Origin of the sequence: Wandonia haliotis (assembly GCF_039523435.1) — a bacterium.
GTDB classification, from domain to species: domain Bacteria; phylum Bacteroidota; class Bacteroidia; order Flavobacteriales_D; family Crocinitomicaceae; genus Wandonia; species Wandonia haliotis.
In genome coordinates, this window is record NZ_BAAAFH010000003.1 from 576,850 (window position 1) to 600,184 (window position 23,335).

At 37.9% G+C, this 23,335-nt stretch carries 25 protein-coding genes; 14 read left to right on the top strand and 11 right to left on the bottom strand.

All coding sequences use genetic code 11. The features are described 5' to 3' along the window. Positions 1 to 82: 82 nt before the first annotated feature. Positions 83 to 832 (bottom strand): outer membrane beta-barrel protein, encoded by a 750-nt coding sequence (locus ABDZ97_RS03080; RefSeq protein ID WP_343784993.1) that lies wholly within the window; start codon positions 830 to 832, stop codon positions 83 to 85. Next, the gene (gene galE / locus ABDZ97_RS03085; RefSeq protein ID WP_343784995.1) at positions 829 to 1,848 is read right to left on the bottom strand and encodes a UDP-glucose 4-epimerase GalE; all 1,020 of its coding nucleotides are present in this window, start codon (positions 1,846 to 1,848) and stop codon (positions 829 to 831) included. The genes ABDZ97_RS03080 and galE overlap by 4 nt, the downstream gene beginning before the upstream one ends. Positions 1,849 to 1,900: 52 nt before the next feature. Here galE and ABDZ97_RS03090 point away from each other — a divergent pair, with 52 nt between their 5' ends. From ABDZ97_RS03090 to ABDZ97_RS03100, 3 genes are all read left to right on the top strand, one after another. Beyond that, on the top strand, positions 1,901 to 2,092 hold the full coding sequence (locus tag ABDZ97_RS03090; protein ID WP_343784997.1) for a hypothetical protein: 192 nt from the start codon (positions 1,901 to 1,903) through the stop codon (positions 2,090 to 2,092). Positions 2,093 to 2,162: 70 nt separating this feature from the next. Then, a complete protein-coding gene (gene metG / locus ABDZ97_RS03095) occupies positions 2,163 to 4,232 on the top strand; it encodes a methionine--tRNA ligase (RefSeq protein WP_343784999.1) in 2,070 nt (689 codons plus the stop codon). A 67-nt stretch (positions 4,233 to 4,299) separates the two neighbouring features. Continuing rightward, positions 4,300 to 5,169: a MerR family transcriptional regulator gene (locus tag ABDZ97_RS03100; protein ID WP_343785001.1), complete on the top strand. Its 870-nt coding sequence runs from the start codon at positions 4,300 to 4,302 to the stop codon at positions 5,167 to 5,169. 13 nt (positions 5,170 to 5,182) lie between these two features. Here ABDZ97_RS03100 and rlmH read toward each other — a convergent pair whose 3' ends face one another. Together rlmH and ABDZ97_RS03110 are read right to left on the bottom strand one after the other, a co-directional pair. Then, positions 5,183 to 5,656: a 23S rRNA (pseudouridine(1915)-N(3))-methyltransferase RlmH gene (gene rlmH / locus ABDZ97_RS03105; protein WP_343785003.1), complete on the bottom strand. Its 474-nt coding sequence runs from the start codon at positions 5,654 to 5,656 to the stop codon at positions 5,183 to 5,185. 11 nt (positions 5,657 to 5,667) lie between these two features. Continuing rightward, complete coding sequence (locus ABDZ97_RS03110) at positions 5,668 to 6,075, bottom strand: DUF7793 family protein (RefSeq protein WP_343785006.1); 408 nt, start codon at positions 6,073 to 6,075, stop codon at positions 5,668 to 5,670. 200 nt (positions 6,076 to 6,275) lie between these two features. Here ABDZ97_RS03110 and ABDZ97_RS03115 point away from each other — a divergent pair, with 200 nt between their 5' ends. The 4 genes from ABDZ97_RS03115 (at position 6,276) to ABDZ97_RS03130 (ending at position 11,111) form a co-directional block, all read left to right on the top strand. Next, positions 6,276 to 9,059, top strand: coding sequence for an alpha/beta hydrolase family protein (locus ABDZ97_RS03115; RefSeq protein WP_343785008.1), 2,784 nt, complete (start codon positions 6,276 to 6,278; stop codon positions 9,057 to 9,059). A 180-nt stretch (positions 9,060 to 9,239) separates the two neighbouring features. After that, on the top strand, positions 9,240 to 9,827 hold the full coding sequence (locus ABDZ97_RS03120; RefSeq protein ID WP_343785010.1) for an SET domain-containing protein: 588 nt from the start codon (positions 9,240 to 9,242) through the stop codon (positions 9,825 to 9,827). Between the two features lie 197 nt (positions 9,828 to 10,024). Next, positions 10,025 to 10,246 (top strand): helix-turn-helix domain-containing protein, encoded by a 222-nt coding sequence (locus tag ABDZ97_RS03125; RefSeq protein WP_107820677.1) that lies wholly within the window; start codon positions 10,025 to 10,027, stop codon positions 10,244 to 10,246. After that, complete coding sequence (locus ABDZ97_RS03130; RefSeq protein WP_343785014.1) at positions 10,209 to 11,111, top strand: hypothetical protein; 903 nt, start codon at positions 10,209 to 10,211, stop codon at positions 11,109 to 11,111. Before ABDZ97_RS03125 ends, ABDZ97_RS03130 begins: the two co-directional genes overlap by 38 nt. Here ABDZ97_RS03130 and ABDZ97_RS03135 read toward each other — a convergent pair. Beyond that, complete coding sequence (locus ABDZ97_RS03135; RefSeq protein ID WP_107820675.1) at positions 11,083 to 12,078, bottom strand: DNA methyltransferase; 996 nt, start codon at positions 12,076 to 12,078, stop codon at positions 11,083 to 11,085. The genes ABDZ97_RS03130 and ABDZ97_RS03135 overlap by 29 nt on opposite strands. Before the next feature lie 324 nt (positions 12,079 to 12,402). Here ABDZ97_RS03135 and ABDZ97_RS03140 point away from each other — a divergent pair, with 324 nt between their 5' ends. The 3 genes from ABDZ97_RS03140 to ABDZ97_RS03150 all read left to right on the top strand — a co-directional run bounded on the left by ABDZ97_RS03140 (position 12,403) and on the right by ABDZ97_RS03150 (position 13,895). Further along, positions 12,403 to 12,810, top strand: coding sequence for a hypothetical protein (locus ABDZ97_RS03140; RefSeq protein WP_343785018.1), 408 nt, complete (start codon positions 12,403 to 12,405; stop codon positions 12,808 to 12,810). A gap of 374 nt (positions 12,811 to 13,184) precedes the next feature. Continuing rightward, positions 13,185 to 13,523 (top strand): single-stranded DNA-binding protein, encoded by a 339-nt coding sequence (locus tag ABDZ97_RS03145; protein WP_343785020.1) that lies wholly within the window; start codon positions 13,185 to 13,187, stop codon positions 13,521 to 13,523. A gap of 18 nt (positions 13,524 to 13,541) precedes the next feature. Continuing rightward, positions 13,542 to 13,895, top strand: a complete 354-nt coding sequence (locus tag ABDZ97_RS03150; RefSeq protein WP_343785022.1) for a single-stranded DNA-binding protein — start codon at positions 13,542 to 13,544, stop codon at positions 13,893 to 13,895. A gap of 54 nt (positions 13,896 to 13,949) precedes the next feature. Here the strand turns inward: ABDZ97_RS03150 and ABDZ97_RS03155 are convergent, their stop codons facing one another. From ABDZ97_RS03155 to dut, 5 genes are read right to left on the bottom strand one after another with little or no spacing between them, the layout of a single operon-like run. After that, positions 13,950 to 15,248 carry a murein hydrolase activator EnvC family protein gene (locus tag ABDZ97_RS03155; RefSeq protein ID WP_343785024.1) on the bottom strand — a complete coding sequence of 433 codons (1,299 nt, stop codon included), beginning with the start codon at positions 15,246 to 15,248 and terminating at the stop codon, positions 13,950 to 13,952. Continuing rightward, on the bottom strand, positions 15,232 to 16,047 hold the full coding sequence (lolB1, locus tag ABDZ97_RS03160) for a lipoprotein insertase outer membrane protein LolB1 (protein ID WP_343785026.1): 816 nt from the start codon (positions 16,045 to 16,047) through the stop codon (positions 15,232 to 15,234). The genes ABDZ97_RS03155 and lolB1 overlap by 17 nt, the downstream gene beginning before the upstream one ends. Next, positions 16,031 to 17,800, bottom strand: a complete 1,770-nt coding sequence (locus ABDZ97_RS03165; RefSeq protein WP_343785028.1) for a tetratricopeptide repeat protein — start codon at positions 17,798 to 17,800, stop codon at positions 16,031 to 16,033. Before ABDZ97_RS03165 ends, lolB1 begins: the two co-directional genes overlap by 17 nt. Next, positions 17,797 to 18,807, bottom strand: a complete 1,011-nt coding sequence (locus tag ABDZ97_RS03170) for a sugar phosphate nucleotidyltransferase (RefSeq protein ID WP_343785030.1) — start codon at positions 18,805 to 18,807, stop codon at positions 17,797 to 17,799. The genes ABDZ97_RS03165 and ABDZ97_RS03170 overlap by 4 nt, the downstream gene beginning before the upstream one ends. A gap of 29 nt (positions 18,808 to 18,836) precedes the next feature. After that, positions 18,837 to 19,271 (bottom strand): dUTP diphosphatase, encoded by a 435-nt coding sequence (gene dut / locus ABDZ97_RS03175; protein ID WP_343785032.1) that lies wholly within the window; start codon positions 19,269 to 19,271, stop codon positions 18,837 to 18,839. Positions 19,272 to 19,442: 171 nt separating this feature from the next. Between dut and ABDZ97_RS03180 the strand changes: the two genes are divergently transcribed. Together ABDZ97_RS03180 and ABDZ97_RS03185 are read left to right on the top strand one after the other, a co-directional pair. Next, the gene (locus ABDZ97_RS03180; RefSeq protein ID WP_343785674.1) at positions 19,443 to 20,657 is read left to right on the top strand and encodes an aminotransferase class V-fold PLP-dependent enzyme; all 1,215 of its coding nucleotides are present in this window, start codon (positions 19,443 to 19,445) and stop codon (positions 20,655 to 20,657) included. 9 nt (positions 20,658 to 20,666) lie between these two features. Beyond that, positions 20,667 to 21,089, top strand: coding sequence for a SufE family protein (locus tag ABDZ97_RS03185; protein WP_343785035.1), 423 nt, complete (start codon positions 20,667 to 20,669; stop codon positions 21,087 to 21,089). 8 nt (positions 21,090 to 21,097) lie between these two features. Here ABDZ97_RS03185 and ABDZ97_RS03190 read toward each other — a convergent pair whose 3' ends face one another. Further along, positions 21,098 to 21,373 carry a hypothetical protein gene (locus ABDZ97_RS03190; RefSeq protein ID WP_343785037.1) on the bottom strand — a complete coding sequence of 92 codons (276 nt, stop codon included), beginning with the start codon at positions 21,371 to 21,373 and terminating at the stop codon, positions 21,098 to 21,100. A 37-nt stretch (positions 21,374 to 21,410) separates the two neighbouring features. On the opposite strand from ABDZ97_RS03190, the gene ABDZ97_RS03195 reads away from it, so the two are divergent. Beyond that, positions 21,411 to 22,544 carry a methionine aminotransferase gene (locus ABDZ97_RS03195; protein WP_343785039.1) on the top strand — a complete coding sequence of 378 codons (1,134 nt, stop codon included), beginning with the start codon at positions 21,411 to 21,413 and terminating at the stop codon, positions 22,542 to 22,544. Continuing rightward, positions 22,532 to 23,335 carry a nitrilase-related carbon-nitrogen hydrolase gene (locus ABDZ97_RS03200; RefSeq protein ID WP_343785041.1) on the top strand — a complete coding sequence of 268 codons (804 nt, stop codon included), beginning with the start codon at positions 22,532 to 22,534 and terminating at the stop codon, positions 23,333 to 23,335. The genes ABDZ97_RS03195 and ABDZ97_RS03200 overlap by 13 nt, the downstream gene beginning before the upstream one ends.

Genomic DNA, 23,335 nt, shown 5'->3' on the forward strand with positions numbered 1-23,335 from the left:
TTATGAAAAATATGAACATCTTCTAAACCAAAGTTTTCAAATTCAGATTCTTTGGTGAATTCAGCTATTTTGTGAATAGTATCTAGAATAAAGACAAACTGATTCCGAAACTGTATGGAAGTAGTTGTGAACTTTGGGAATTTGTAAACAGATCAGAGATAAAAAATGATCCGAACAAAGCCCAGTTGCGGATTCCTATTCTCGCAGTGATACCATATCGAAAACGAGCAATATCAGGATGATTAAATTCTTTGAATTTTTTTGAACCCTCTTTCCATCTTTCAAATGAACTGATTCGTACACCTGCCTTAAATCCAAGATGGAATTTAAAGTGTTGGTATCCCGGAGACCGGAATCGGAACTCAACAGGAATTTCAATATAATTAGCAACAAACTTATTCATTTTTCTGGGAGTTTCTCCCGCAAAATGTGGAGTTAGAGTAGTTGTTTCAAGCGAATCATTACTACGCAGGACACCATTGTTCATAAGGTTGACGTGAGAGAAACTCAGACCTATTCCCATTGAAGCGGTACTCTGTTTATTGAAGGGCACATCAAAAAGCAGATTAATATTGTATCCAATAGAATACCACTGTGTCTTTGTCCCATTTTTATCTCCTAGCCAGTCGTTATAACAGATGTCAACAACAAGCCGGTCATATTTTTCACCCTCTTTTCCGTAACGGGGCTCAAAGCCGGTAAAGCGCCATAGTAATCCGGGGTTGTACCTGCTCTGTGTATCTTGTTTTTTAATGGTATCTGCCTGAGAAAAGCTGTTTTTCGTAAAAAACAGACAGATAAAAGAAACGAATATAATTAATCTGTAATTCATTGTTTTCTGTACTTTTTTTCCCATTCCCAGGCATCCTTTACTGCATCCCTGACAGAGAATTTTGCGTTCCAGTTTAATACGTGTTCTGCTTTATCAACTTTTGCGAAAATTTCTGGAACATCTCCTTCGCGTCGGGGGGCAAACTCCCAATTAACTTCAATAGCATTAACCTCTTCAAAAATACGAATTATTTCGAGGACAGAAGTTCCTTTGCCCGTGCCGATATTAATTGCGTCAATGAAAGCTTCTTCCTTCTTGTGCATCATTGTAATTGCTGAAACGTGAGCACTTGCCACATCACAAACATGGATGTAGTCGCGGATACACGATCCGTCAGACGTCGCATAATCGTTACCGAACACGGCAAGTTTTTCCCGTATACCCATGGCCGTTTGCGTAATATAAGGAAGCAGGTTATTTGGAATTCCCTGTGGTAATTCACCTATTTTCCCTGAAGGGTGTGCCCCGATCGGATTAAAATACCGTAATAATGCGACCCGCATTTGTTTTTTATGCCGGACTACATTTTCAAGCATTTTCTCTCCGGCCAGTTTTGTAAACCCATAGGGTGATTGTGGATCCTTGAGAGGTGTTTCCTCAGTGACAACCGGGTCATCGGGGTCACCATAGACTGTACAGGAAGAAGAGAATACCAGATTTCTGATAGAAAACTTATCCATAGCTATTAGAAGCTGGTTTAATCCGTTGATGTTGTTATCAAAATAAGCAAGAGGTTTGTGTACGGATTCTCCAACGGCTTTAAAAGCGGCAAAATGGATTACTGACGAGATCTGGTGTGAAGAAAAAATCTTATCATAGATGGCTGCATCACGACAGTCACCTTTGTAAAAAGCAGGTTTCACTCCCGTAATATCCTGAATAGCATCGAGAATGCCTTCATGACTGTTGGAGAGATTGTCCAAAATTATTGGCTCAAATCCCTGAGTTATTAACTCTACTACTGTATGGGATCCGATATAACCTGTTCCGCCTGTGACAAGGATTTTTTCTGACATTGTCAAAATTTGTTTTTCCAAAGGTAAAAAAACCACTTAATTTTGTAAGCAGATGTCAGAAAAGGACAACATAAAGTTTAACTTCTCGCAATACCGAAGGCATTCGAAAAGTTACAGATACCTGATCAGGATAGGAATTTATATTCTCATCCTCGGGGTTCTTCTGTGGTTGATACAGGTCAAACAGCAAAAGAAGAGCAGACCTGCAGAAGATATCTATGTTCCTGAAATCATTCAGGAGTAGGAACAGTGGCAGGTAATTCAGAGAAATAATCATAATTCTGTTTACATTTGTCGTTTTAATCCGATAGTTCATGCAAAAAACCAGATATACAGTTACAGCGGCGCTACCATACGCTAATGGTCCATTACACTTAGGTCATGTTGCCGGGGTTTATTTACCGGCTGATATTTTTGTACGTTTTCTGCGAATGAATGATGAAGATGTAGCTTTTATTTGCGGGAGCGATGAGCATGGAGCTGCAATTACCCTACGGGCAAAAAAAGAAGGTATCACTCCTCAGGAAATCGTAGATAAATATCATGGCATTATAGGGAAAGCATTCAAAGATTTTGATATTTCTCTGGATATTTTTCACCGGACATCTGCTCCGCTACATTATAAAACAGCTCAGGATTTTTTTAAAAAACTGGATGATGAAGGACAGTTTATCCAGGAAACTACAGAACAATATTATGACGAGGAATACAAACAATTCCTTGCGGACAGATACATAACCGGAACGTGTCCGAATTGTAACAGTGAGGGGGCGTACGGAGATCAATGTGAAAAATGCGGGACGACTTTAAGTCCCACTGAGTTGATTAACCCGATATCAACGTTGAGCGGATCGCGTCCTGTGTTGAAATCAACCTCTCATTGGTTCCTTCCAATGGACAGGCATGAAGAATGGTTGAGAGGATGGATTAAAGAGGGTGTGTTGGAAGGGAAACAGCATCATGATCCTAAACAATGGCGAAACCAGGTAATAGGTCAGTGTATGTCCTGGATCGACGGGGGATTAAAACCCCGTGCAATGACAAGAGACCTTGACTGGGGAATTCCCGTTCCTGTCGAAGGTGCTGACGGAAAAGTATTATACGTTTGGTTAGATGCACCGATTGGTTATATTTCAGCTACTAAACAGTGGGCAGAAGATACAGGGAAGAACTGGGAAGATTACTGGAAAAATGAAGATACAAAATTGATTCATTTTATAGGAAAAGATAATATTGTTTTCCATGCGATCATCTTCCCTATCTTACTGAAAGCTCATGGCGAGTTTATCCTTCCGGATAACGTTCCTGCTTCCGAGTTTTTAAATCTGGAAGGAGACAAATTTTCAACATCCCGAAACTGGGCAGTGTGGCTGCACGAATTTTTAGCGGATCATCCGGATAAAGTGGATGAATTGAAATATACCCTAACAGCTATTGCTCCGGAGTCGAAGGATGCTGAATTTACCTGGAAAGAGTTTCAGGCGCGCGTAAATAATGAGTTAGCTGATATTCTTGGTAATTTCATTAACCGGGCTTTGGTATTATCTCATAAGTACTACGAAGGGACAGTTCCTCCTCAGGGAAAATTAACAGAGGAAGACAAAAAGCTTATGGCTGAGGTAAAACAGGTTCCAGAGCGAATCGCTACCCTAATTCATAGGTATAAGTTTCGGGAAGCTCAAAGTGAAGCTATGAATCTGGCACGTATGGCAAATAAGTATCTTGCCGATACGGAGCCATGGAAACTGGTAAAACAAGATCCTGAGCGCGTAAAAACAATTATGAACATTGCATTACAGATTTCAGCTAATTTGTCTGTTGTTCTTCGTCCTTTCTTGCCGGGTACAGCGGATAAAATTGCCGACTTCTTAAATCTGTCGGAATTGAAATGGGCAGAAGCCGGACGCATGAATCTTTTACAGGAAGGTGATATGATAAACAAGCCTTCCATATTATTTGGTAAGATTGACGACGAATTTGTTGAACAGGAGTTGGAGAAATTGAAAGCATCACAAAAATTAAATGCTGATAAAGCGAGCGATATGACACCACAAAAAGAGCTTATTAATTTTGATGATTTTGTCAAGATGGATATTCGATTGGGTAAAATCCTCGAAGCGGAACGTGTTCCTAAAGCGGATAAACTTCTAAAACTTTTAGTCGATACCGGAATTGATAAAAGAACGATCGTTTCTGGCATCGCTGAGCACTATTCAGCAGAAGAGGTTGTTGGAAAGACAGTTAGTGTTTTACTTAATCTGGCTCCAAGAAAAATCAGAGGAGTTGAATCTCAGGGAATGATTTTGATGGCAGAAGACGCTAACGGAAACCTTGCTTTTGTTTCTCCGGAAAAGGAGATGAATCCGGGGGGAGAAGTACGCTAAAATCAACTATTTTTTGATCGGGACTAATTTTTTGTGAACTTAATCTACGGAGGGTTGTTCTAACCGTATGGCAGAGTACAAGATAAAAGATCTTGAAAGTTTAACGGGGATCAAGGCGCATACGATACGTATGTGGGAGAAGCGTTATAGCTTGTTGGAACCTTGTCGTACCGATACGAATGTAAGAACATATTCAGATGAAGATCTACAAACAATATTGTTAGTTTCAGTTCTGGTTAATAGTGGATTAAAGATTTCTTTTATAGCAGAAATGACACCGGAAGAACGGTCGTCAAGAGTACAGAAGTTATATAATAAATCACTTGAAAACAGTTCTGTTGAGCAGTTAGTGCTTTCATTATTACGATTAGACGAAACCCTTTTTAATTCGGTCTTTGATGATCTGGTAAAAGAGAAAGGGATGGAGGTTGCATTTTCACATTATGTTATTCCTTTTCTCGACAAAATCGGTATCATGTGGCTTGTCGGCACAATTAATCCTGCACAGGAGCACTTTGTAGCCCACCTAATTCGTCAGAAGATTATCGCTTCCATTGATAAGGTAAGGACGAAAGTAGAAAATCCCGAACGTAGAGCTGTACTTTATCTTCCAGAGCATGAATGGCATGAGTTGGGACTGTTGTTTTATCATTATATTCTAAAAGAGGAGGGATGGAAAGTTTTCTATCTGGGACAATCAGTTCCTTTGGATGCACTGGAGGCGATTGTAAAACAGATCCAACCTGATTTTTTGGTGACTTCCTGGGTGGTAAATGCAGATGATAATGCACTTGATGAGCATGTTCGAAAGGTGAGAGAGTTTTACTCCGGAGTATTGGCGATTGGAGGAAAACAGGTAATGGAAAAGGGGAAAAAAGACTTTTTAGTGATACAAAATCACGAAGATTTACACCGGATTATTTCTGATTTGAAATAAAGTTATGACCTTGTTATTCATGGTGATATGGCTCATTCCGAAGAATCGTCATTGCTCTGTACGTTTGTTCCAGAAAAAAAAGACGAATCATCTGGTGTGAAAAAGTCATTTTGGAGAGAGACAGCTTTTCATTGGCTCTTTGATATACGGTTTCACTAAAACCATACGGACCTCCAATTACAAAAACAGTTGTTTTTATTCCCCTGTTGAATAGGTTCTGATAGTAGTCTGCAAACTGAACAGAGGTATACATCTTACCCTTGTCGTCTAATAAGACAAGATGATCACCTGATTGAATTTTGTTAAGAATTGCAGTTCCTTCCTGTTCTTTTACTTGTTCGTGGGTAAGCTTTTTCGCATTTTTTATATCCAGGATTTCAATTTTTTCAAAGGGGACATATTTGACTAATCGTTTTATGTATTCTTCTTCTCCTTTCTCCAGAAAATCTTTCCCTGTTTTTCCTACACAGACTAACTTTATCTTCATGAATCGCGAATTTACGCTGATTTTTCCGATTTTTTCAAACTTTCAATCCATGAGAAGGCTTCATCGGAAGAGTCAAATCGCGCAAACGGAATTTTTCTCTTGTTAAGTTTTACATAATTGTCTACAATTATTTTCTGTGCCAGATTTCGGGTGATAAAAGCTTCGGCTTTAAAAGGTTCATCTGTTCTGTTCATTGAAAACAGGCGTGTATCTAGGTCTGTAGTTGAAAATTCCCCGAACTCAAGAATAAGGTAAGCATCTTCAATACCATATTCTTTACGAAAGTCAATAGATTTTCTTAGACAATCCAAGGTCATTGTTTCGTCTTTTTTTAGTCGGGCATAGTATATAGCACCATCCAGATAGGCGATTTCGATAGTCCCAAGATCATACCATTTTCCGATAATAATTTTTTTCATGGTAATTTCCACCAACATTATTTTGTGCCTAGTTTTGGGTTACACAACTCAAATATATAGACAAACAATTGATTTTACAAGATAAAACAGTATAATAAGCAGATTGTTTTTGTTTTTCGGTATTTATACTTAATGAAGTCTCTTAAACAGACTTTTGCGTTCAGCGAAATCTGTGTATTTTTAGCGAAAAGTACCTTAGAATGAATAAGTGGTTGTTGGTCTTATCTTTTTTTACAGCTTTACCAGGGTTCTCCCAAAAAGCAGAGTTGACGCATGAGCAATACGATGAGTGGAAGTCGTTGAAAAATACCGGAGTTTCCCGATCGGGAAAAATACTATTTTTTGAAACAGCCCCTTATAGAGGAGATGGTTTTTTAAGCTACAAAAACCTGAATGGTACTGACGCAGATACATTAGTACGTGGATATGATTTTCAAATTGGAAATAATGATTTGTTCTTTGTTGCCAAAATCAGACCACAGTTTGATACAATTCGGAAATTGGAAATCGAAAAGGTAAAAAAGGAAAAACTTCCAAAGGACACTTTGTGGATCCATATTCCAGGGCAGGATACATCATTTTATCTTGCAGATCTTCTGGATGTTAAAGTCTCTTCTTTTTCTGATTGGTTAATGTACCGAACGAATTCAAATGAATTGCCTCTTGAAAAAGGGAAGAAGAAAAAAAAGAAAAGAAAGAAGAAAGGAAAGGAACGACCTGATTCAAAAGGAAAATTGGTTACCTTATTCAACCCGATTACGTATGAAAAAGAACAAATATTGGATGTTACGGACTATCATTTTAGTGATAGTGGAAGCTATATAAGTTTTGTTACACACCAGAAAAGAGAAGGTAAAGATGTGTACACGTTAGATGTTCGTAATCTGAAAGACCCTTCAAAAAATCAATTTTTCGGACCTTTTACTTTTGTAGGTAGGATGGTTTGGAACTCCGGAGAGGGTAAATTTGCTTTTTTGGCGAGCAGGGATACTGTTGAAAAGAATAAACATTTCGAACTATTTATTACTGATTTGGAAACGGATCAGCCTCAATTAGTGATTGACAGCTTATTTAGAGGGATGCCTAAAGGTCATGGTCCCAGTGAGTATGGTAATCTTATGTTTGCAGAGGATGCCGATCGATTATTCTTTGGGACATCTCCGCTTCCTGAAAGAGAGCAAAAAGATACACTAACAGAGGATGAGAAGGTAAAAGTAGATGTATGGGGATGGCAAGATGAAGAAATTCAACCCCAACAGTTGGTGAGTTTAAAAAGAAAACAAAAAGAAAATTTCCTCAGTTTCTATGACTGGCAAACCGGAAAGTTAGGAATTTTAGAAAGTGACTCGATGCAGGTGGTTTCTTTTAGTAAACATCGTACAGGACACTTTTTACTTTCCAGTAATGAGCGTTACAGATGGGAGTCCGGGTGGAGTTTTCCCTGGAAAAATGATTACTATTTTGTACGAATTGAGGACACTGAACCACAATTGTTTTTAGAAGGATGTACAGAGTCTTTGCATTTAGATCCGGAAGGAACAAAAGCAGTGTATTTTGATTCCAAAAAGGAAGAGTACATGTTACATGATTTTGTTGCCGATAAGATCAATTGTCTGACATGTGGGTTTGATGCAGATTGGTTGGAGGATAATAATGGACAACCATACAAACCTACTGCGATTAATAAAGTGTATTGGGAAAACAGCAAAACACATCTTTGGCTAATGGCCAAACACGATCTATACAGAGTCCGGTATAATGGGACATCTTACCGGAATATTTCAATTGCTTCGGAAAAGAGTTATCCTCAAAATTATGAAGTAATACAATGGGATAAAGATAGTTTGTATTACGACCCACATCGGGTGTGGATCAAGTCTCAGGATGATAAAACAAAGCAAGAAGCAATTTTCACCATTGATGAGCAATGGAATCTTGTAAAGCGAATGGAGGACAATGCGGCTCTATTTGGTTTTAATAAGTCAGAGGAAAGTGATGTAGTTACCTATCGAAGATCAACGGTAAGCGAGTATCCGGAGCTGTGGGTGACAGATGTACAGTTCACAAACCCTAAAGTGGTAACACATACGAATCCGCAACAAAAGGACTATAATTGGGCGAATGTTGAGTTGATTAAATGGAAAACCCCTTCAGGAAAGAGGCTTCAGGGATTGCTCTATACACCGGAAAATCTTGATCCAAAGAAAAAGTACCCACTATTGGTGTATTTCTATGAATTGAATAGTGATAACCTACACAGGCATTGGGTTCCCCGACCAACAGCGTCCATTATTTTTCCTACGGAGTACGCTTCATCAGGATATGTCGTATTCATTCCGGATATCAGGTATGATGCAGGGAATCCAGCAGAGTCAGCTTACGATTGTATTGTTTCCGGGACAGATTATGTCTTAAAGAAATATCCGTTTACTGATTCAGGAAGAATGGGACTTCAGGGGCAGAGTTGGGGAGGTTATCAGACAGCGCAACTCATAACTATGACGAATAGATATAAGGCTGCCATGGCTGGTGCTCCGGTGGCAAATATGTTCTCTGCTTATGGAGGAATTAGATGGGGAAGTGGTTTTAGCCGGATGTTTCAGTACGAGAGAACGCAAAGTCGTATTGGAGGAACCATTTGGGAAGAACCGGAACGTTATGTAGAAAACTCACCGTTATTTGGTCTTCCGAATGTAAAAACACCTCTTTTAATTATGCACAATGATAATGATGGTGCTGTTCCATGGTATCAGGGAATAGAGTTGTTTATGGGATTACGTCGATTAAATAAACCCGTTTGGTTGTTAAATTACAACGGCGACAAACATAACCTGATGAAGGAATCTAACCGACGAGATTTAAGTATACGGATGAAGCAATTTTTCGATCATTATTTGTTGAACAAGCCTGCACCTAAATGGATGGTAGACGGAATCCCTGCGATAGATAAAGGGAAAGACAATGGTTTGGAATTGGTAGATTAAGTGTCTTTTTTGCTTGCTTTTCAGTGTTTTATATTCAGGCTTAAATTTTTTATTGAAATTGATTTTTGAAATAGAAAATACTATAAATTCGATGAAAAATTGAGTACTGCTGAGTAAGCGATAGTCACCTACTAAAAGGGATGAGGCCGAGGGGGCATTAATTAGTAAATTGATGGTTTTATGATTCATCCAAAAACTGAACTGAGGTTCATTGATGACCATGTGGGATATGGCGTATTTGCAACTGATGATATTCCCGAAGGAACAATTGTATACGTAAAAGATTCTTTGGAGTTAGTGGTTACTCCTACCGATTACCTGTTGCATTCTGAGGAAGTAAAAGAAGTTATAGAGAAGTATTCCTATATTGATCAGAATGGGAACCGTATAATTAGCTGGGATTTTGCAAAGTATGTAAATCATTGCTGCAATTGCAATACAATAAGTACAGGATATGGTTTTGAAATAGCTATTCGTGATATCCAAAAAGGAGAACAGATTACTGACGAATATGGGATTTTTAACCTGACTTACCCTATGGAGGTTAGTTGTGGCTCTGCTAATTGCAGAAAAGTAATTAAACCAGATGATTTTGATACCTATTATAAGGAGTGGGATAATAAAATCAGGAAGTCAATTGTAAGATTGTTTGAAGTAGAGCAACCTCTTATGTCTTTTGTAGAAAAAGAATCCAGAGAAGAACTAGATTCTTTTTTCCAGAATCCGGACTCCTATAAATCAGTTTACGCCTTAAAGTTTAAATCTTAGCAGATTAGATGTATAACTGAGTTGTATGCCATGCTGAAACCAGCCCACAAAAGCACATTTCCAATTCGCACTTTCCAACACACAGACCAAAAATTGCAAAAGAGCTATTTCTACCCGACTCCCTGACTGAAATGCTAACTTTAGTATGTAGTACAAAAAGAAGACTATAATTAGCTTTGTACATACTACAATTAGCAATGGATTCAAATTCAGATATACTAAAAAGGTTCGGTGACAGAATAAGAGACTATCGAAAGAAAAACAACATGTCACAAGAAGAACTTGCTGAAAAAGCTAGGCTTCATAGGACATATATTGGTATGATAGAAAGGGCAGAAAAAAACATAACCCTGATAAATATTGAAAAAGTTGCTAATGCACTTGAAATTAATTTATCAGAGATCTTCAATGACTTATAAAGAAATACTTGAATTAGCAGGAAAGCATTTAGAGTCACTAGTTGGCTCACAAATGGATGTAGTTGATATAACAAAACCACCAACACTTGAATATGCTGAACATCTTGCTAAAACAGTTTCTAAGCTTTCGCCTTTAGTAGGAAATATGATTGAGTTTAAAGTTTGTGAAGAATTAAATACTCTTGACTGGAAAGGGCTTGGAGAGTGGAAAAGACAAGACCCAGGATTTCCTGACACTATTTTTGATGGTAAAATTGAACCGCAACCAGGAATAGAAATTAAGACATGGTTTCCTCTTGCTACAGAGATTACTGCCAGATTTAAAGACAGTATTAATCATTTTGACCAAGATCAAACTCATGTTGCTCTTGTGGCATGGTTACCTGAATATATTATTTATGGTAAGCCTGTTTTAATTGATGTTTGGGTTGGTTCTGCTAAAAGCTTAGCAAGTGCTAGAGATAGTCATTATCACAGACCTCCTGATTACTTAGTTTTTGAGCCAGAAGATACCTCTTCAAGAACTTCAAATTTGCAACAAACAAATACAAATGGTTATAAATTTCAAGGTGATTCTTCTTTACTCAAAAAAGCAGAGAAAGATATTTTAAGTTGGGGGGCAAATGGGAAAGTATATGAACCGACTGTTGAATACCAAACCAAATTAAAAGGTCTCCTTGGCAAATACCCATATCGTTTGGATACTAACTTTGCAAAAATGGATAGAATTCAACATGAAAGCATGGAAGAATTTAAGTCTAAAGTACTAGAATCAAAATTGCATGGTCATAGGATAAAAGAATGGGCAAAACTGATTAGTGATTCTAAAACAAACACTATTGATCTAATAAAAGATTTAATTTAGGTTGATCTAAAATAGATTTCACCCTGTTTTCAGCGTGCTTAAATATTTCTCCATTTATTTCAGACGCATAAGCAACTCTGTTTAAATTGTGAGCTGCAATAGCACCTGAAAACAATCCTCCAAATGGTTCCCATATTACATCACCTATATCAGAAGAGATGTCAATTATTATTTCCATTAATTTTAATGGTTTTTGATTGAGATGTAATGATTTTGAGCCGTTTTTTAAGCGTTCTTTACCGTTTAATGGTGGGTGTTCCCATACGTTAGATACACCAAAAGGGCATTTGAATTTAGCCCTCATTTTATCCCATTCATCTTTTGAAATAGGATCGATTCCATTTAAAGAGAAATATGGTTTGCCTTCAACTTTACCATTTTCATTTGCATATTTTGTGAACTTCTCAAAAGCTTCACTAGGTGGGAAATACCATAAATCGCAGGTAGTGAAATATTTTCTCGTTGCAGCATTTTTCACTCCACAAGCCTCATTGGTTTTAGATAATGGTAAGCCTGTTCTTTTCCATTCATATCTTAACCACTCTTGCATGCTTAAGCTGTTTCCATCAATAACAAACTCTGGCTTTAATACATATTGAACACAAACTTCAGTCACTACTGGTAATTTTCTCAAAGTTTTTGTGTTTGCATTTCCTGCAATATGAGCTTTACCTTTATTCCAAATATGGCAATTAACAAACTCCCAACCATATTTTTCTAGAACCGGATGAACATTTGCCCAACCAAGTTCAGTATTCCAAAACCAAAGAGTTGTATTAGGAGTTGATGATTCAGCCCATGCCTTAATGAAAGGTTCATAAACCTTTCCAAGATTTTTAGCTGATTTTGGGTCACCAGGAAAGCCACCAATACCATATGGACCATCTGAAATTATAACAGTTGGAGCATCCCAACTTTTATATAAATTTAAAAAATCGCCTTCTTCAATTAGTAATCTCTGATCCATCTAAATTTGATAATACATGATAATTATAGTATGCAAAAATAAAACTTATAAATGGTTTTTCCAACCCTAATTCAATGCACATTTGCAATTCGCACAACCTAGCCCCCAGACCAAAAATTGCAAAAGAGCATTTCACGCTGACCCTGAAAGCAGAAAGCACGGGCATACAACAATTTGTATAAGCAATAGCGGCAAAAGTGCTAAATTTTAAGGTCTGCAATCCGCTCAAATTTCATCATAATTTGATAAGTTTGTAGCACGCAAACCGCTACTGCTCATACAAGTGGCCGTTATGGGTAATAAGCTAAAAAAAATGAAATCGAAATGAAAACAAGGTTCTCAATAATCACAATATTCCTGATGGGGTTGCTATTGTTTGGTTGTGGTGAAAATTTGAATCTGATAATTGATGAAACTAGAGAGATATGCATCATGGATCAGAAGAAATATTGGACAGAACCACTTAAAGATTCAATTCAAAATTCAGGATGTATAATGCTCAAACCAAATTCAGCGGAAATTATAGCATTGTCCAGTTGGTTTAAGGAAAATCAATCAAACTGGAGAAGTAATATAGCTTCATTTGCCATGCCAAAGTATTCATTTGAATATGACCATTATAAATTTAGAATATTAGAAAAGGTCATCGTGGTAAATTTCACCGATGAAAAAGGAGAACCGAAACAATATACACAGGATATTGATATATCGAATTTCAATTTCCTTGATTAAAAAATACCCATAACAAGCGCTAAGCAAAATGGCGCACGTACACACGTGTTAGAAAGCACCAAATTGCCTAGCGCCAAACCGTTAGTTTTCATACCTGTATTTTAATGCCTTCAGATCATTTCTGAAGGCGTTAAATGTTTTTATTACCTACTATTTTCCTATTGAATTACTCATCTTATATAAACTTTATTTAAGATTAAGTCTTTTATTATCAGGTATAAAACCATTTTTTAAATGATTTCAAACGAATAACTTCCGTATACAAATAATTAATAAACGAAAAGCTTCTTGATACTGTCTCAACTTTGCAGTGTCGATTGATGATCAACTCACTCGACGTGTTGAAATTAACTAACATCAAAAAAATTAACAGTATGAGCACGTTAAGAAACAAAGTAGCATTAGTTGGACGTACAGGAATTGAGCCTGAAGTTAGAAATTTTGAAAACGGACGTAAATTTGTGCGTTTAACATTAGCAACAAGTGAGTCATATCGAAACAAAAGTGGCGAACGCGTTGAAAATACCCAATGGCATACCGTTGTTGCGTGGGGAAAACTTGCAGGGATTTTTGAAAGCTATGTCAGTAAAGGACAGGAAATCATGGTGGAGGGTAAACTTATTACCCGGAGCTATGATGACAAAAATGGCGATAAGAAGTACTTTACGGAAATCGAGGCATCAGACGTATTGCTTTTAGGAAAGAAAAATTAACCTTAAAACTTACCGATTATGAATACACCAGTGAATCATGTACACCTGATTGGGAGCCTTACAAAGGACCCGGCTGTAATTACAACACCATCAGGAAAGAAAATGGCACGTTTTGCTTTGACAACCCGGGAGTATCGCAAGGGGCTGGAAGGAAAAGTCGAAACAGAAAATCAATGGCACAAAATAGTTGCCTGGGGAAAATGGGCCATAGTTCTTGAAGAGTTTGCTCATAAAGGAGCAAGAATAGCGATCGAGGGTAAATTGAGATCACGTTTTTTTCGCGGAAAAGACGGGAAAAGTCACTACTCTACAGAAATAGAAGTAAAAGACCTTATACTTCTTAATCATGGAGAGTTGGCAAAATCAGCTTAGTTCAATGTAACCCTAACCTACACCTAAAAGGCTGCCTCTGACGGGGCAGCTTTTTTAATTACTTAACCAGTAGGAAGGGTTTAGTTTTTCTACTGAGTTAGCTTTTACTTCATGAATTTCGAAGTGCGCTATTGATATATTTCCTTGGGGGAGCAATGTCCCTATAACCTGTTTTACAGAGATTTTGGTGCCTTTATCCACGTAGACATCCTGAAGGTTAGAGTACACCGTTCTATAGTTTCCATGTTTAATAATCACTACCTTACCAGCTCCGGGAATACTTAAAACAGAGGTAACTTCTCCCTGAAAAACAGCTCTGACATTAGCTCCTTTGGCAGTACTTATATCAACACCATTATTGTATGTATATATGTGAGGAACTGTAGGGTGGGGATTCTTTCCGAATTTTTCAGTAATGGTTCCACTTTCTACAGGATAAGGAAGCTTTCCTTTATTTGTAGTAAAATCGGTACCGATTAATCTGGCTTCAGGTGTCAGTCCAAATTTTTCAGCGGCATCATTTACATTTTCTTTAGGAACAACAGCTACTCCACCCTCTTTTTCAGCTTTTTCTTTTGCCGCGCGTTCGCGGGCAAGACGTTCTGCTTCAGCCTTTTTTCTAGCTTCCTCCAGTTCACGTGCTATTGCTTTTTGAATTTCTGCCTGTAATGCAGCCTTTTTTCGTTCTTCCTCTCTTAGTTTGGTAAGTAGTTCATTTTCGCGGGACTTAAATTCATTGTAGAGTTGCTGTTGATTCTCTTTGTCAGCTATAAGCGCTTCTCTTTCTGCACGCTTTGTACTCGCTAGCTTTAAAGACTCCTGCTTTTGATCATTTAGTTCTATACTTTCCTTTGCAAGCAGATCTTGATTTTGTCGGATAAGAAGCACCTGACGAAGCCGGATTTCTTTTATTTTTTCCAGATAAACCATTCTTTTGTAGGCCTGATTAAAATTATCGCTGGAAAAGATAAACATAATGCGGTCGTACTTATTTCGTTTTTTATAGGCGTAGAAAACCATTGCCCGGTATTGCTCTTTTAAGCTTTCAATTTTTGTGTTTAGAGAAACTATTGAAGATTCTATATCCTGAATCCTGTTGTCAGTAGCTTTTATTTGCTGATCAATATTTTCCAGCAATTGTTCCCGAAAACGAATATTCTGTTCTGTGAGCTGTAATTCCTGAAAACTTTTTTCAGTTCCTTTTTTTGTAGTTTCCAGCAATGATTTAGTTGCCTGAATCTGTTTTTCAAGTTGTGCCTGCTCTTTTTTTAGTTTCTCACTTTTCTGTTGGGAAAAAACAGGAGAGAGAGTAAAAAGGAATAAAAACAATATGTAACTAGTTACATTCTTCATAGCTATCAGGAATAGTCAAAAATATGACCTTTTCCTTTTCTGTTTCGGGTTTTTGAAATTTCATTTCTACTGCAATTGTATCTCGTGGAGTAAAGATTTCCAATTCAGTTCTCTGCGGAAGTGGAATTCCCATATCTGTATAGCGATCATAAAACTGTATCCGTATAGATAAGGTATCCTGCGGACTATCCAGTGCTATTTGTTCCAAATCCAACGTTTGAGGATGTAGAAAGTATCTGATGAGAATATTGTTTTCAGGTCGGCTTTCCCGACGGTTGATAAAGCGTTTTTTATGGGAGCTAATAACGTAATGTTTCAGGTCATCTAACTGGTGATATTTTTCGTCTGTTTCCCAGGCAAGAGGAAGTCCTAATAATAATTCTTCAACCTGAGGAAAGTCAAATGGAATTTCAAATTTATCCTTCAGAATATCCAGATCAGCCAAAATAAAACACTTGTCTTTTTTGTTGACAACTTTTAGTGAATCGTAAGTTAAAACAGAGTTGATTATAGGGATAGCAGCAAAAGTGATGGTTGCATTTATCGCACTGTCCTTTTTCATTTTCAGGGTGGTCTTGAAACTTTGCTTTTGTTCTCGGGAAGAAAAGCGTATAGCAATTTTGGTGGATAAGAAGTCCCACTCTGCTTTTGATAATTCTTCTAAATGCTGAACAAGTTCTGATGTGCGCTTTCTTTCAATTTTTCCGAATCCGCTGTCCAAACTTTTTTTGGAGCATGAAATCAATACAAGCCCGGCTACTACAATCCATTTGAAGTGATTATTACGGATTGCGTTCATAATATTCACCTGTTTCAATTTTTCTCTCCAGCACTTCATCTTTGTTTCCTAAATCGCGCGAAGTTAACCATAATTCTTTAGCTTCATCTTTCTCTCCCAGTTTAAAAAGAATATCACCATAATGTTCTGCTATAACAGCGCTTTTAGGGGAAAGTGAAAATGCTTTTTTTATTTTCACAAGAGCTTCACTATAATCTGATTTTCTGAATAATATCCAGGCATAAGTGTCAAGAAAATTAGGCTGGTCAGGACTTATTCGATCCGCAGATTGTATGGCTTTCAGAGCTTCGTCGAGATGTACGTTATGAACAGCTAATTTATAGGCGAAGTTGTTTAGATAAACAGCATTGGAAGGATCCTCTGATAGCGCATTTTCATAATGAGTAAGGGCTTCATCATATTCTTTAATTGCCATGTGCGCTTCACCAAGATAAAAATCAAACTCAGCAGAGAGTAATTTGTCTTTTACCACGAAATCTTTCCCTATTGTTAAGTATTCAATCGCCTCGTCAGTTCTCCCGGTTGATAATGCTCCAACACCGGCAAATAAATAGATATTGGAGATAGTTGGGAAATACTCCAAAGCTGCTTTACTATCCTGATAGAGATTTTCGTATTGCCCTAGCATAAAAGCCAGATAAAGGGTTTCATGCCAAATCGGATATTTGGTTTTATCAAATTGGAGGGCAGTTCGGAATGCTTCCAAAGCTTCCAGTCTGTTACCATTCTTTAGAAAAAAATCTCCCTGAATAGAATAGGTTTTAGCATCTGCACCGTGCATTTTAATCAAAATCTCCAATAATTCAAAGGCTTCCTGATCGATCGGATTCTGATTATCATGAATATCTATCAAGAGCTTTATTTTTGAATCAATCTCTAACGCCTGACTAGCGAACGCTTTCTTTAAATATTCATATGTTTTTTGCTTATCCCCTTTTGAATTATAGTGATCTGCCATTGCGAGCAGCGTATGAGGATTGTTTGGATCTTTCTCGAGCATCTCATCCAGAAGACTGATAATCTCGGTTTCTTTACCCAGATTTTTGTAATAATCCAAAAGCATAGCAGCATACTCGGGAGAATCGGGATACTCATTCATAAGTCCACGTAGTTCAGTGACAACTTTTTCGGTCTCCCCCTGATCTACCAGCATTTCAATTTTTCGATGAACAAGATCAGGAATGGGTCCAGCTTCTGTAATCATCCTGTCATAAGTAGAAATGGCTCCTTTGATATTACTATTATATAACTGTGCTTCTGAATAATAATAAAGCCAGTCAAGATTGTAAGGTTCTATATCCGTAAGCTTTTTATAACTTTCTTCTGCTTGATCATAGTCTCCTGAATTTTGCTGGATATATGCTAAAAGTTCGAGGTACCAAATGTTGTCAGGGTCGATACTGTATGCTTTTTCGATATAGTTTTTGGCTTTTGTTGTTTGTCTGTTCCCTGCATAAAAATTGGCAAGTACGTACAGTACTGCATCGTCTTTGGGGTTCATTTTTATACATTCCTCAAACAAAGCGACTGCACCATTATAATCCCCTACAGTTTTTAATCGGAGGGCTTCATAAAATTTAGCCTTATAAGGAGTCCGATCTCCGGGAAGTGTTAAGGCAGATTCTTTCGCTTCTTCACGTATGCGCTCTTCCGTTTTATTCTTCTTATCTCGCTTTTTCTTCTGTGCAAGAGCTGTATTTCCTGCAAATAAGAGGAAACAAAGAAACAGAGTTATATGCCAAAAAAATTTCATTCTTTACTTGTTGAATAATCACCAATACTAAGATCGCTTGATCTGCCGGTAACTTTACAATAATTTCCGATCATTGAATTTTTTAGGTTGGAAGAATCAATTTCCGTACCATTTTGAATCAGCGAATTGGAGATGACCGAACTCTTTACTTTTGAATTGCTTCCAAGACTGACGTGGGGTCCTATCACACTATTTGTTACGGTTACATGGTCTCCGATAAAGCAAGGAGGGATAATGACTGAATTTACAATATTTGCGTGATTGCTAATTGTGGACAACCCTTTTTCTCTGTCGTACTCCAGTACTCGCTGATTGGTGTGTACAGTGACGTTCTTGTTTCCACAGTCTAACCACTCTGAAACTTCTCCCGGCTTAAATTTAGTACCTTTTTCAGTTAATCTTCTTAAAGCATCCGGAAGCTGATACTCACCTCCTTTGATAATATTGTTATCAATGAGATAATTAATTTCGGTTCTTAGTTCTTCTCCCTTTTTGAAATAATAAATTCCTATCATAGCCAGATCGGAAACAAAAGTTTGTGGTTTCTCTACGAAATCAATTATTTCTTTGTTTTCATTCATTTTGATTACTCCAAAAGAACTGGGGTCTTCAATTTGTTTTACCCAAAGCACACCATCAACGTTGTCTTCCATGGTAAAGTCGGCTTTAAATAAAGTATCTGCAAAAGCAACAACGACTTTGCCATTAAGCAAAGGTTCGGCACAAAGAACCGCATGAGCCGTTCCTAGTGGTTCTGTCTGGTGAAATATATGCCCCTTGGCACCTAGCTTTTCAGCCACTTCAATAAGTTCCCGTTCAACTTCACTACCAAAATCCCCGATAACAAAACCAATTTCTTCTATTGGCTCGTTACAAACAGCTGCAATATCTTCAACAAGCCTATGAACAATTGGTTTTCCTCCCACAGGAATGAGAGGTTTGGGAGTCGTTAATGTATGAGGGCGCAAACGGCTACCTCTACCGGCCATTGGAACAATAATTTTCATCTATTTAATTTCGTTTTTAAGTCGTTAATTTATTTTATTCCGGTGCTGCCAAATCCCCCTGCACCACGTTCCGTTTCTGATAAGTCGGAAGTCACTTCCCAAGTTGCCTGTTCTACTTTAGCAAATACCAGTTGAGCAATACGCTCTCCATTTTCCAGAGTGACAGATTCGTTGGATAAATTGATGAGAATAACACCTATTTCACCTCTGTAGTCTGCATCAATAGTGCCTGGAGAGTTCAAAACTGTAATCCCCTTTTTTAGTGCCAAACCACTTCTTGGTCGCACCTGAGCTTCATAACCGGCAGGGATTTCCAGAAAAAAACCGGTTTTGACCAATGCTCTTTCCATGGGTTGTAATGTAATTGGGTGCGTGCTGTTTGCTCGTAAGTCAACTCCGGCAGAAAGAGGTGTTTCATAAGCCGGAAGTCCGTGTTCGGATGTGTTTTTTATTTTGACAATCATTGTATCGTAATCTTTGGACGCAATTTACTTAATAATTCTCAAAGAAAAGGGGTGTAAAACTATAAAATAAGTAGATAAGGGGGCTTATAAATTCTATTTCCGTTCAAATATTCATGTTGCTCGTATTTGATTTGTAACTTTGCAAAAAAGAGAAGAAGAGCTATGTCTGATGTGTTTGATGTATATGCGATTAGAAACGATTTTCCGATTCTTTCGGAAAAGGTTGGGGATAAACAGTTGGTTTACTTTGATAACGGAGCAACTGCACAAAAACCACAGATTGTATTGGATGCGATTACTGCGTACTACTCAAAATACAACGCAAATATTCATAGAGGAGTACACCATTTAAGTCAGGTTGCAACTCAGGCTTATGAAGATGCACGGGCATTGATAGCAAGTTGTCTTGGAGTAAGTAATTCCAACGAAATATTGTTCACCAAGGGCACAACCGATAGTATAAATTTGGTTGCTTTCTCTTTTGGAGAACTGTTGAAAGAGGGAGATGAGATTATTATTTCTGCGATGGAACATCACTCGAATATCGTTCCCTGGCAGATGCTTTGTGAACGAAAGGGATGTGTACTTCGGGTAATACCGATGTTTGAATCCGGGGAGTTGGATATTGAGGCGTATAGAGAAATGCTTTCGGAAAGAACAAAGTTGGTGGCTGTTACGCACATTTCAAATGCGTTGGGAACCATTAATCCAGTTAAGAAAATGATTGATTGGGCGCATTCAGTAGGGGCTAAAGTTCTTATAGATGCAGCGCAGAGTGTACAGCACATGTCAGTGGATGTAAAAGATATGGATTGTGATTTTCTTGCCCTTTCAGGACATAAAGTTTTTGGTCCGACGGGAGTTGGAATTTTATATGGTAAAGAAGAGTTGTTGAATCAGATGCCTCCTTATCAAGGTGGAGGGGACATGATAGCTACAGTGACATTTGAGAAAACCACCTATAATACTTTGCCACATAAATTTGAGGCAGGGACACCACATATTGCAGGTGGAATTTGTCTTGGAAAAGCATTTGAGTATATTAAGACGCTGGATATGGGTGCTATTCAAAAGTACGAATCAGAGTTGTTGGAGTATGCTACTGGCAGATTGTTGGAAATCGAGGGTATGAGAATATACGGAGAAGCGAAGAACAAGACCAGTGTCATCTCCTTTTTAATCGAAGGGACTCATCCTTATGATGTTGGGACATTGTTAGATAAGATGGGAATTGCTGTGCGAACAGGTCACCATTGTACTCAGCCCATAATGGATTTTTATAAAATCCCCGGAACGATAAGAGCGTCATTTGCTTTTTATAATACGAAAGAGGAAGTAGATAGTATGATAAATGCTCTAAACAGAGCGGTAGGAATGCTGAAGTAAAAGGAAGAAATGAAGACAATTAAAGAAATAGAAGAAGAAATCGTTGATGAATTTTCAGTTTACGATGATTGGATGGATAAATACGAATACATTATTGAGCTCGGGAAAGAACTTCCATTGATTGACGAAAAATATAAGACAGATGACAGGCTTATTAAGGGCTGTCAGAGTCGGGTTTGGCTACATGCAGAAAAAGAGGGGGGAGAGATGGTTTTTACAGCTGATTCTGATGCGATTATCACAAAGGGTATAATAGGGTTGTTAATTCGTGTTTTATCCCATCAGAGTCCTGAAGATATTGCCCGGGCCGATTTAGGGTTCATAAAAGAAATCGGATTGCAGGAACATCTTTCACCTACACGTGCAAATGGTTTGGTGAGTATGATCAAGCAGTTGAAAATGGCTGCAATAGCTGAAGTTTCCGGAAAGTAATTTCTGGATCAGGGTTCAGGGAAATTTCCGCATTCATTTCTGAGTTCATATAATCGCTCAGGTCCCATTTCTTTAAACTGATCACAAATTTTATCTACTTCTTCTCTAAGTAACTGGAGTTTCTCTTCCTGCTCTCCAGTAATTGTTTCACTTTCCAATAGCTCGCTCGAGAATTGATTGAGTTCATCTCCTTTTTCGATACAAGTACATAGCTCATTTTTTGAGTTGCAGGCAGTCAACAAAAAGAATGATACTGTCAGTAAATTTAAAATTCGTTTTTTCATTTTAACTTTATCCAAATAAAACATCAAAGATACAAAAGTGAGACTGACATCAAAGCTTCCTAATGTAGGAACAACTATATTTACACAAATGAGCGCTCTGGCGGCAGAGACAGGTGCAATCAACCTGTCACAGGGTTTTCCTGGTTTTCCGGTGTCGGAAGACTTTAAAAGAATTCTAGCCGACACCATCCATCAAAATGTTCATCAATATGCACCTATGCAAGGCCTTCTTACATTACGTGAGCAGATTAGGCAAGTGGTTGATCAGGAATATCAGCGGAAGATTGGTGCTGGGGATATTTTAATTACAGCAGGAGCAACGCAAGCAATTTTTACGGTTGTTCAGGCTCTCGTTAATGAGGGGGATGAGGTATTGATCATTGACCCTGCGTATGATTGCTACAGACCGGCGATTGATCTTGTAAAGGCAAAGGCAGTTCATGTGTCTTTGGATAATGAACTTAGATTAGATGTGGGAGCGATTGAGGATGCTTTGACTCCCAAAACACGTATGATTATTGTTAATAATCCGCATAATCCCACAGGTACTGTTTTTCCCAAATCGCAAATGGATAGTCTGGTAGGTGTTCTTGAAAAGTATCCGGATTGTTTCATTCTTGCAGATGAGGTGTATGAGTTCATTAATTTTTTAGGCGAGCCCGTAAGCTTTAATTACTATCCTCAACTTTTTGACCGATTAATTTGTATTTCATCTTTTGGTAAGACATTGCATGCCACAGGTTGGAAAGTTGGGTATCTTACAGCGCCGGATAAGATTATGAAAGAGATTTTGAAAGTGCATCAATTCCTGGTCTTTTCAGTAAGCCATTTTGCCCAATCTGCAATAGCAGAATATCTAAAGATTTTTGACATAAAAGAACTTGCCGGATTTTACAGAGCCAAGCAAGAGATTTTGTCGAATAGTTTGAGTAAATCCTCATTGAAGTTAATGCCCTGTTCCGGGACGTATTTTCAGGTAGTCGATATTTCAGGTGTTACTGACATGGGAGATGTCGATTATGCGATCTGGTTGACAAAAGAGAAAGGCGTGGCAACCATTCCTTTGTCTGTTTTTTATACTTCCCAACCTTTTTCAAATTACCTGCGTCTATGCTTTGCAAAGGATGAAGAGACGCTTTTAAAAGCTGGAGATATATTATGTCAGATTTAGTAGTAGCGGGTGTTCAATCCAGACAATTCTGGGAAGATAAATGTAAGAATCTGGAGCATTTTGAGAATTTGCTCGAGAGAAGCGATTTGTCAGATGTAGATGTTTTACTTTTCCCTGAAATGTTCCATACCGGTTTTACGATGAACGCAAAACCGTTGGCAGAAACGATGAGCCAATCAGAAGGGGTTGATTGGTTAAAGACGGTAAGTACACGATACAATTGTCTTACGATAGCTTCTCTCATAATAGAGGAGGAAGGTCTGTTTTATAATCGGATGGTTGCAGTATTTCCTAATGGACAGTTAGAAAAATACGACAAAATGCATCTTTTTTCACTTGCCGGCGAGGAAAAAGTTTTCAGTCCCGGGATGACTGAGAAGATTTTAGAATTCAAAGGTTGGAGGATAAAACTTCAGGTTTGTTTTGATCTTCGTTTTCCTGAAGGTGCTAGAAATGGTATTGGGAAAGACGGGAAACCACTGTATGACCTCTTAGTGTATAATGCGAACTGGCCGACAAGACGAATTAAGCATTGGGACATTCTTGTTCCTGCAAGAGCAGTTGAAAATCAGTGCTATGTGTTGGCAGTAAATCGAGTTGGAACAGATGGCAATGGGATTGAATATGATGGTCATTCTCAGTTAGTAGATGCACAGGGAGAGGTTTTACAGAAATACGAAAATTCTGAAGAGATTGTTTTCACTTCTGTATTATCCCGAACAGGGTTAGAAAGCCTGAGGGAGAAATTAGCTTTTTTAAAAGATAGGAAAGAAAATGTTAGAATCTTTTGA

Bases quoted from the DNA above. Each gene is read 5' to 3' on its own strand.
- ABDZ97_RS03080 (WP_343784993.1), bottom strand. From the start codon at position 832: ATGAATTACAGATTAATTATATTCGTTTCTTTTATCTGTCTGTTTTTT.
- galE (WP_343784995.1), bottom strand. From the start codon at position 1,848: ATGTCAGAAAAAATCCTTGTCACAGGCGGAACAGGTTATATCGGATCC.
- ABDZ97_RS03090 (WP_343784997.1), top strand. From the start codon at position 1,901: ATGTCAGAAAAGGACAACATAAAGTTTAACTTCTCGCAATACCGAAGG.
- metG (WP_343784999.1), top strand. From the start codon at position 2,163: ATGCAAAAAACCAGATATACAGTTACAGCGGCGCTACCATACGCTAAT.
- ABDZ97_RS03100 (WP_343785001.1), top strand. From the start codon at position 4,300: ATGGCAGAGTACAAGATAAAAGATCTTGAAAGTTTAACGGGGATCAAG.
- rlmH (WP_343785003.1), bottom strand. From the start codon at position 5,656: ATGAAGATAAAGTTAGTCTGTGTAGGAAAAACAGGGAAAGATTTTCTG.
- ABDZ97_RS03110 (WP_343785006.1), bottom strand. From the start codon at position 6,075: ATGAAAAAAATTATTATCGGAAAATGGTATGATCTTGGGACTATCGAA.
- ABDZ97_RS03115 (WP_343785008.1), top strand. From the start codon at position 6,276: ATGAATAAGTGGTTGTTGGTCTTATCTTTTTTTACAGCTTTACCAGGG.
- ABDZ97_RS03120 (WP_343785010.1), top strand. From the start codon at position 9,240: ATGATTCATCCAAAAACTGAACTGAGGTTCATTGATGACCATGTGGGA.
- ABDZ97_RS03125 (WP_107820677.1), top strand. From the start codon at position 10,025: ATGGATTCAAATTCAGATATACTAAAAAGGTTCGGTGACAGAATAAGA.
- ABDZ97_RS03135 (WP_107820675.1), bottom strand. From the start codon at position 12,078: ATGGATCAGAGATTACTAATTGAAGAAGGCGATTTTTTAAATTTATAT.
- ABDZ97_RS03140 (WP_343785018.1), top strand. From the start codon at position 12,403: ATGAAAACAAGGTTCTCAATAATCACAATATTCCTGATGGGGTTGCTA.
- ABDZ97_RS03145 (WP_343785020.1), top strand. From the start codon at position 13,185: ATGAGCACGTTAAGAAACAAAGTAGCATTAGTTGGACGTACAGGAATT.
- ABDZ97_RS03150 (WP_343785022.1), top strand. From the start codon at position 13,542: ATGAATACACCAGTGAATCATGTACACCTGATTGGGAGCCTTACAAAG.
- ABDZ97_RS03155 (WP_343785024.1), bottom strand. From the start codon at position 15,248: ATGAAGAATGTAACTAGTTACATATTGTTTTTATTCCTTTTTACTCTC.
- lolB1 (WP_343785026.1), bottom strand. From the start codon at position 16,047: ATGAACGCAATCCGTAATAATCACTTCAAATGGATTGTAGTAGCCGGG.
- ABDZ97_RS03165 (WP_343785028.1), bottom strand. From the start codon at position 17,800: ATGAAATTTTTTTGGCATATAACTCTGTTTCTTTGTTTCCTCTTATTT.
- ABDZ97_RS03170 (WP_343785030.1), bottom strand. From the start codon at position 18,807: ATGAAAATTATTGTTCCAATGGCCGGTAGAGGTAGCCGTTTGCGCCCT.
- dut (WP_343785032.1), bottom strand. From the start codon at position 19,271: ATGATTGTCAAAATAAAAAACACATCCGAACACGGACTTCCGGCTTAT.
- ABDZ97_RS03185 (WP_343785035.1), top strand. From the start codon at position 20,667: ATGAAGACAATTAAAGAAATAGAAGAAGAAATCGTTGATGAATTTTCA.
- ABDZ97_RS03190 (WP_343785037.1), bottom strand. From the start codon at position 21,373: ATGAAAAAACGAATTTTAAATTTACTGACAGTATCATTCTTTTTGTTG.
- ABDZ97_RS03200 (WP_343785041.1), top strand. From the start codon at position 22,532: ATGTCAGATTTAGTAGTAGCGGGTGTTCAATCCAGACAATTCTGGGAA.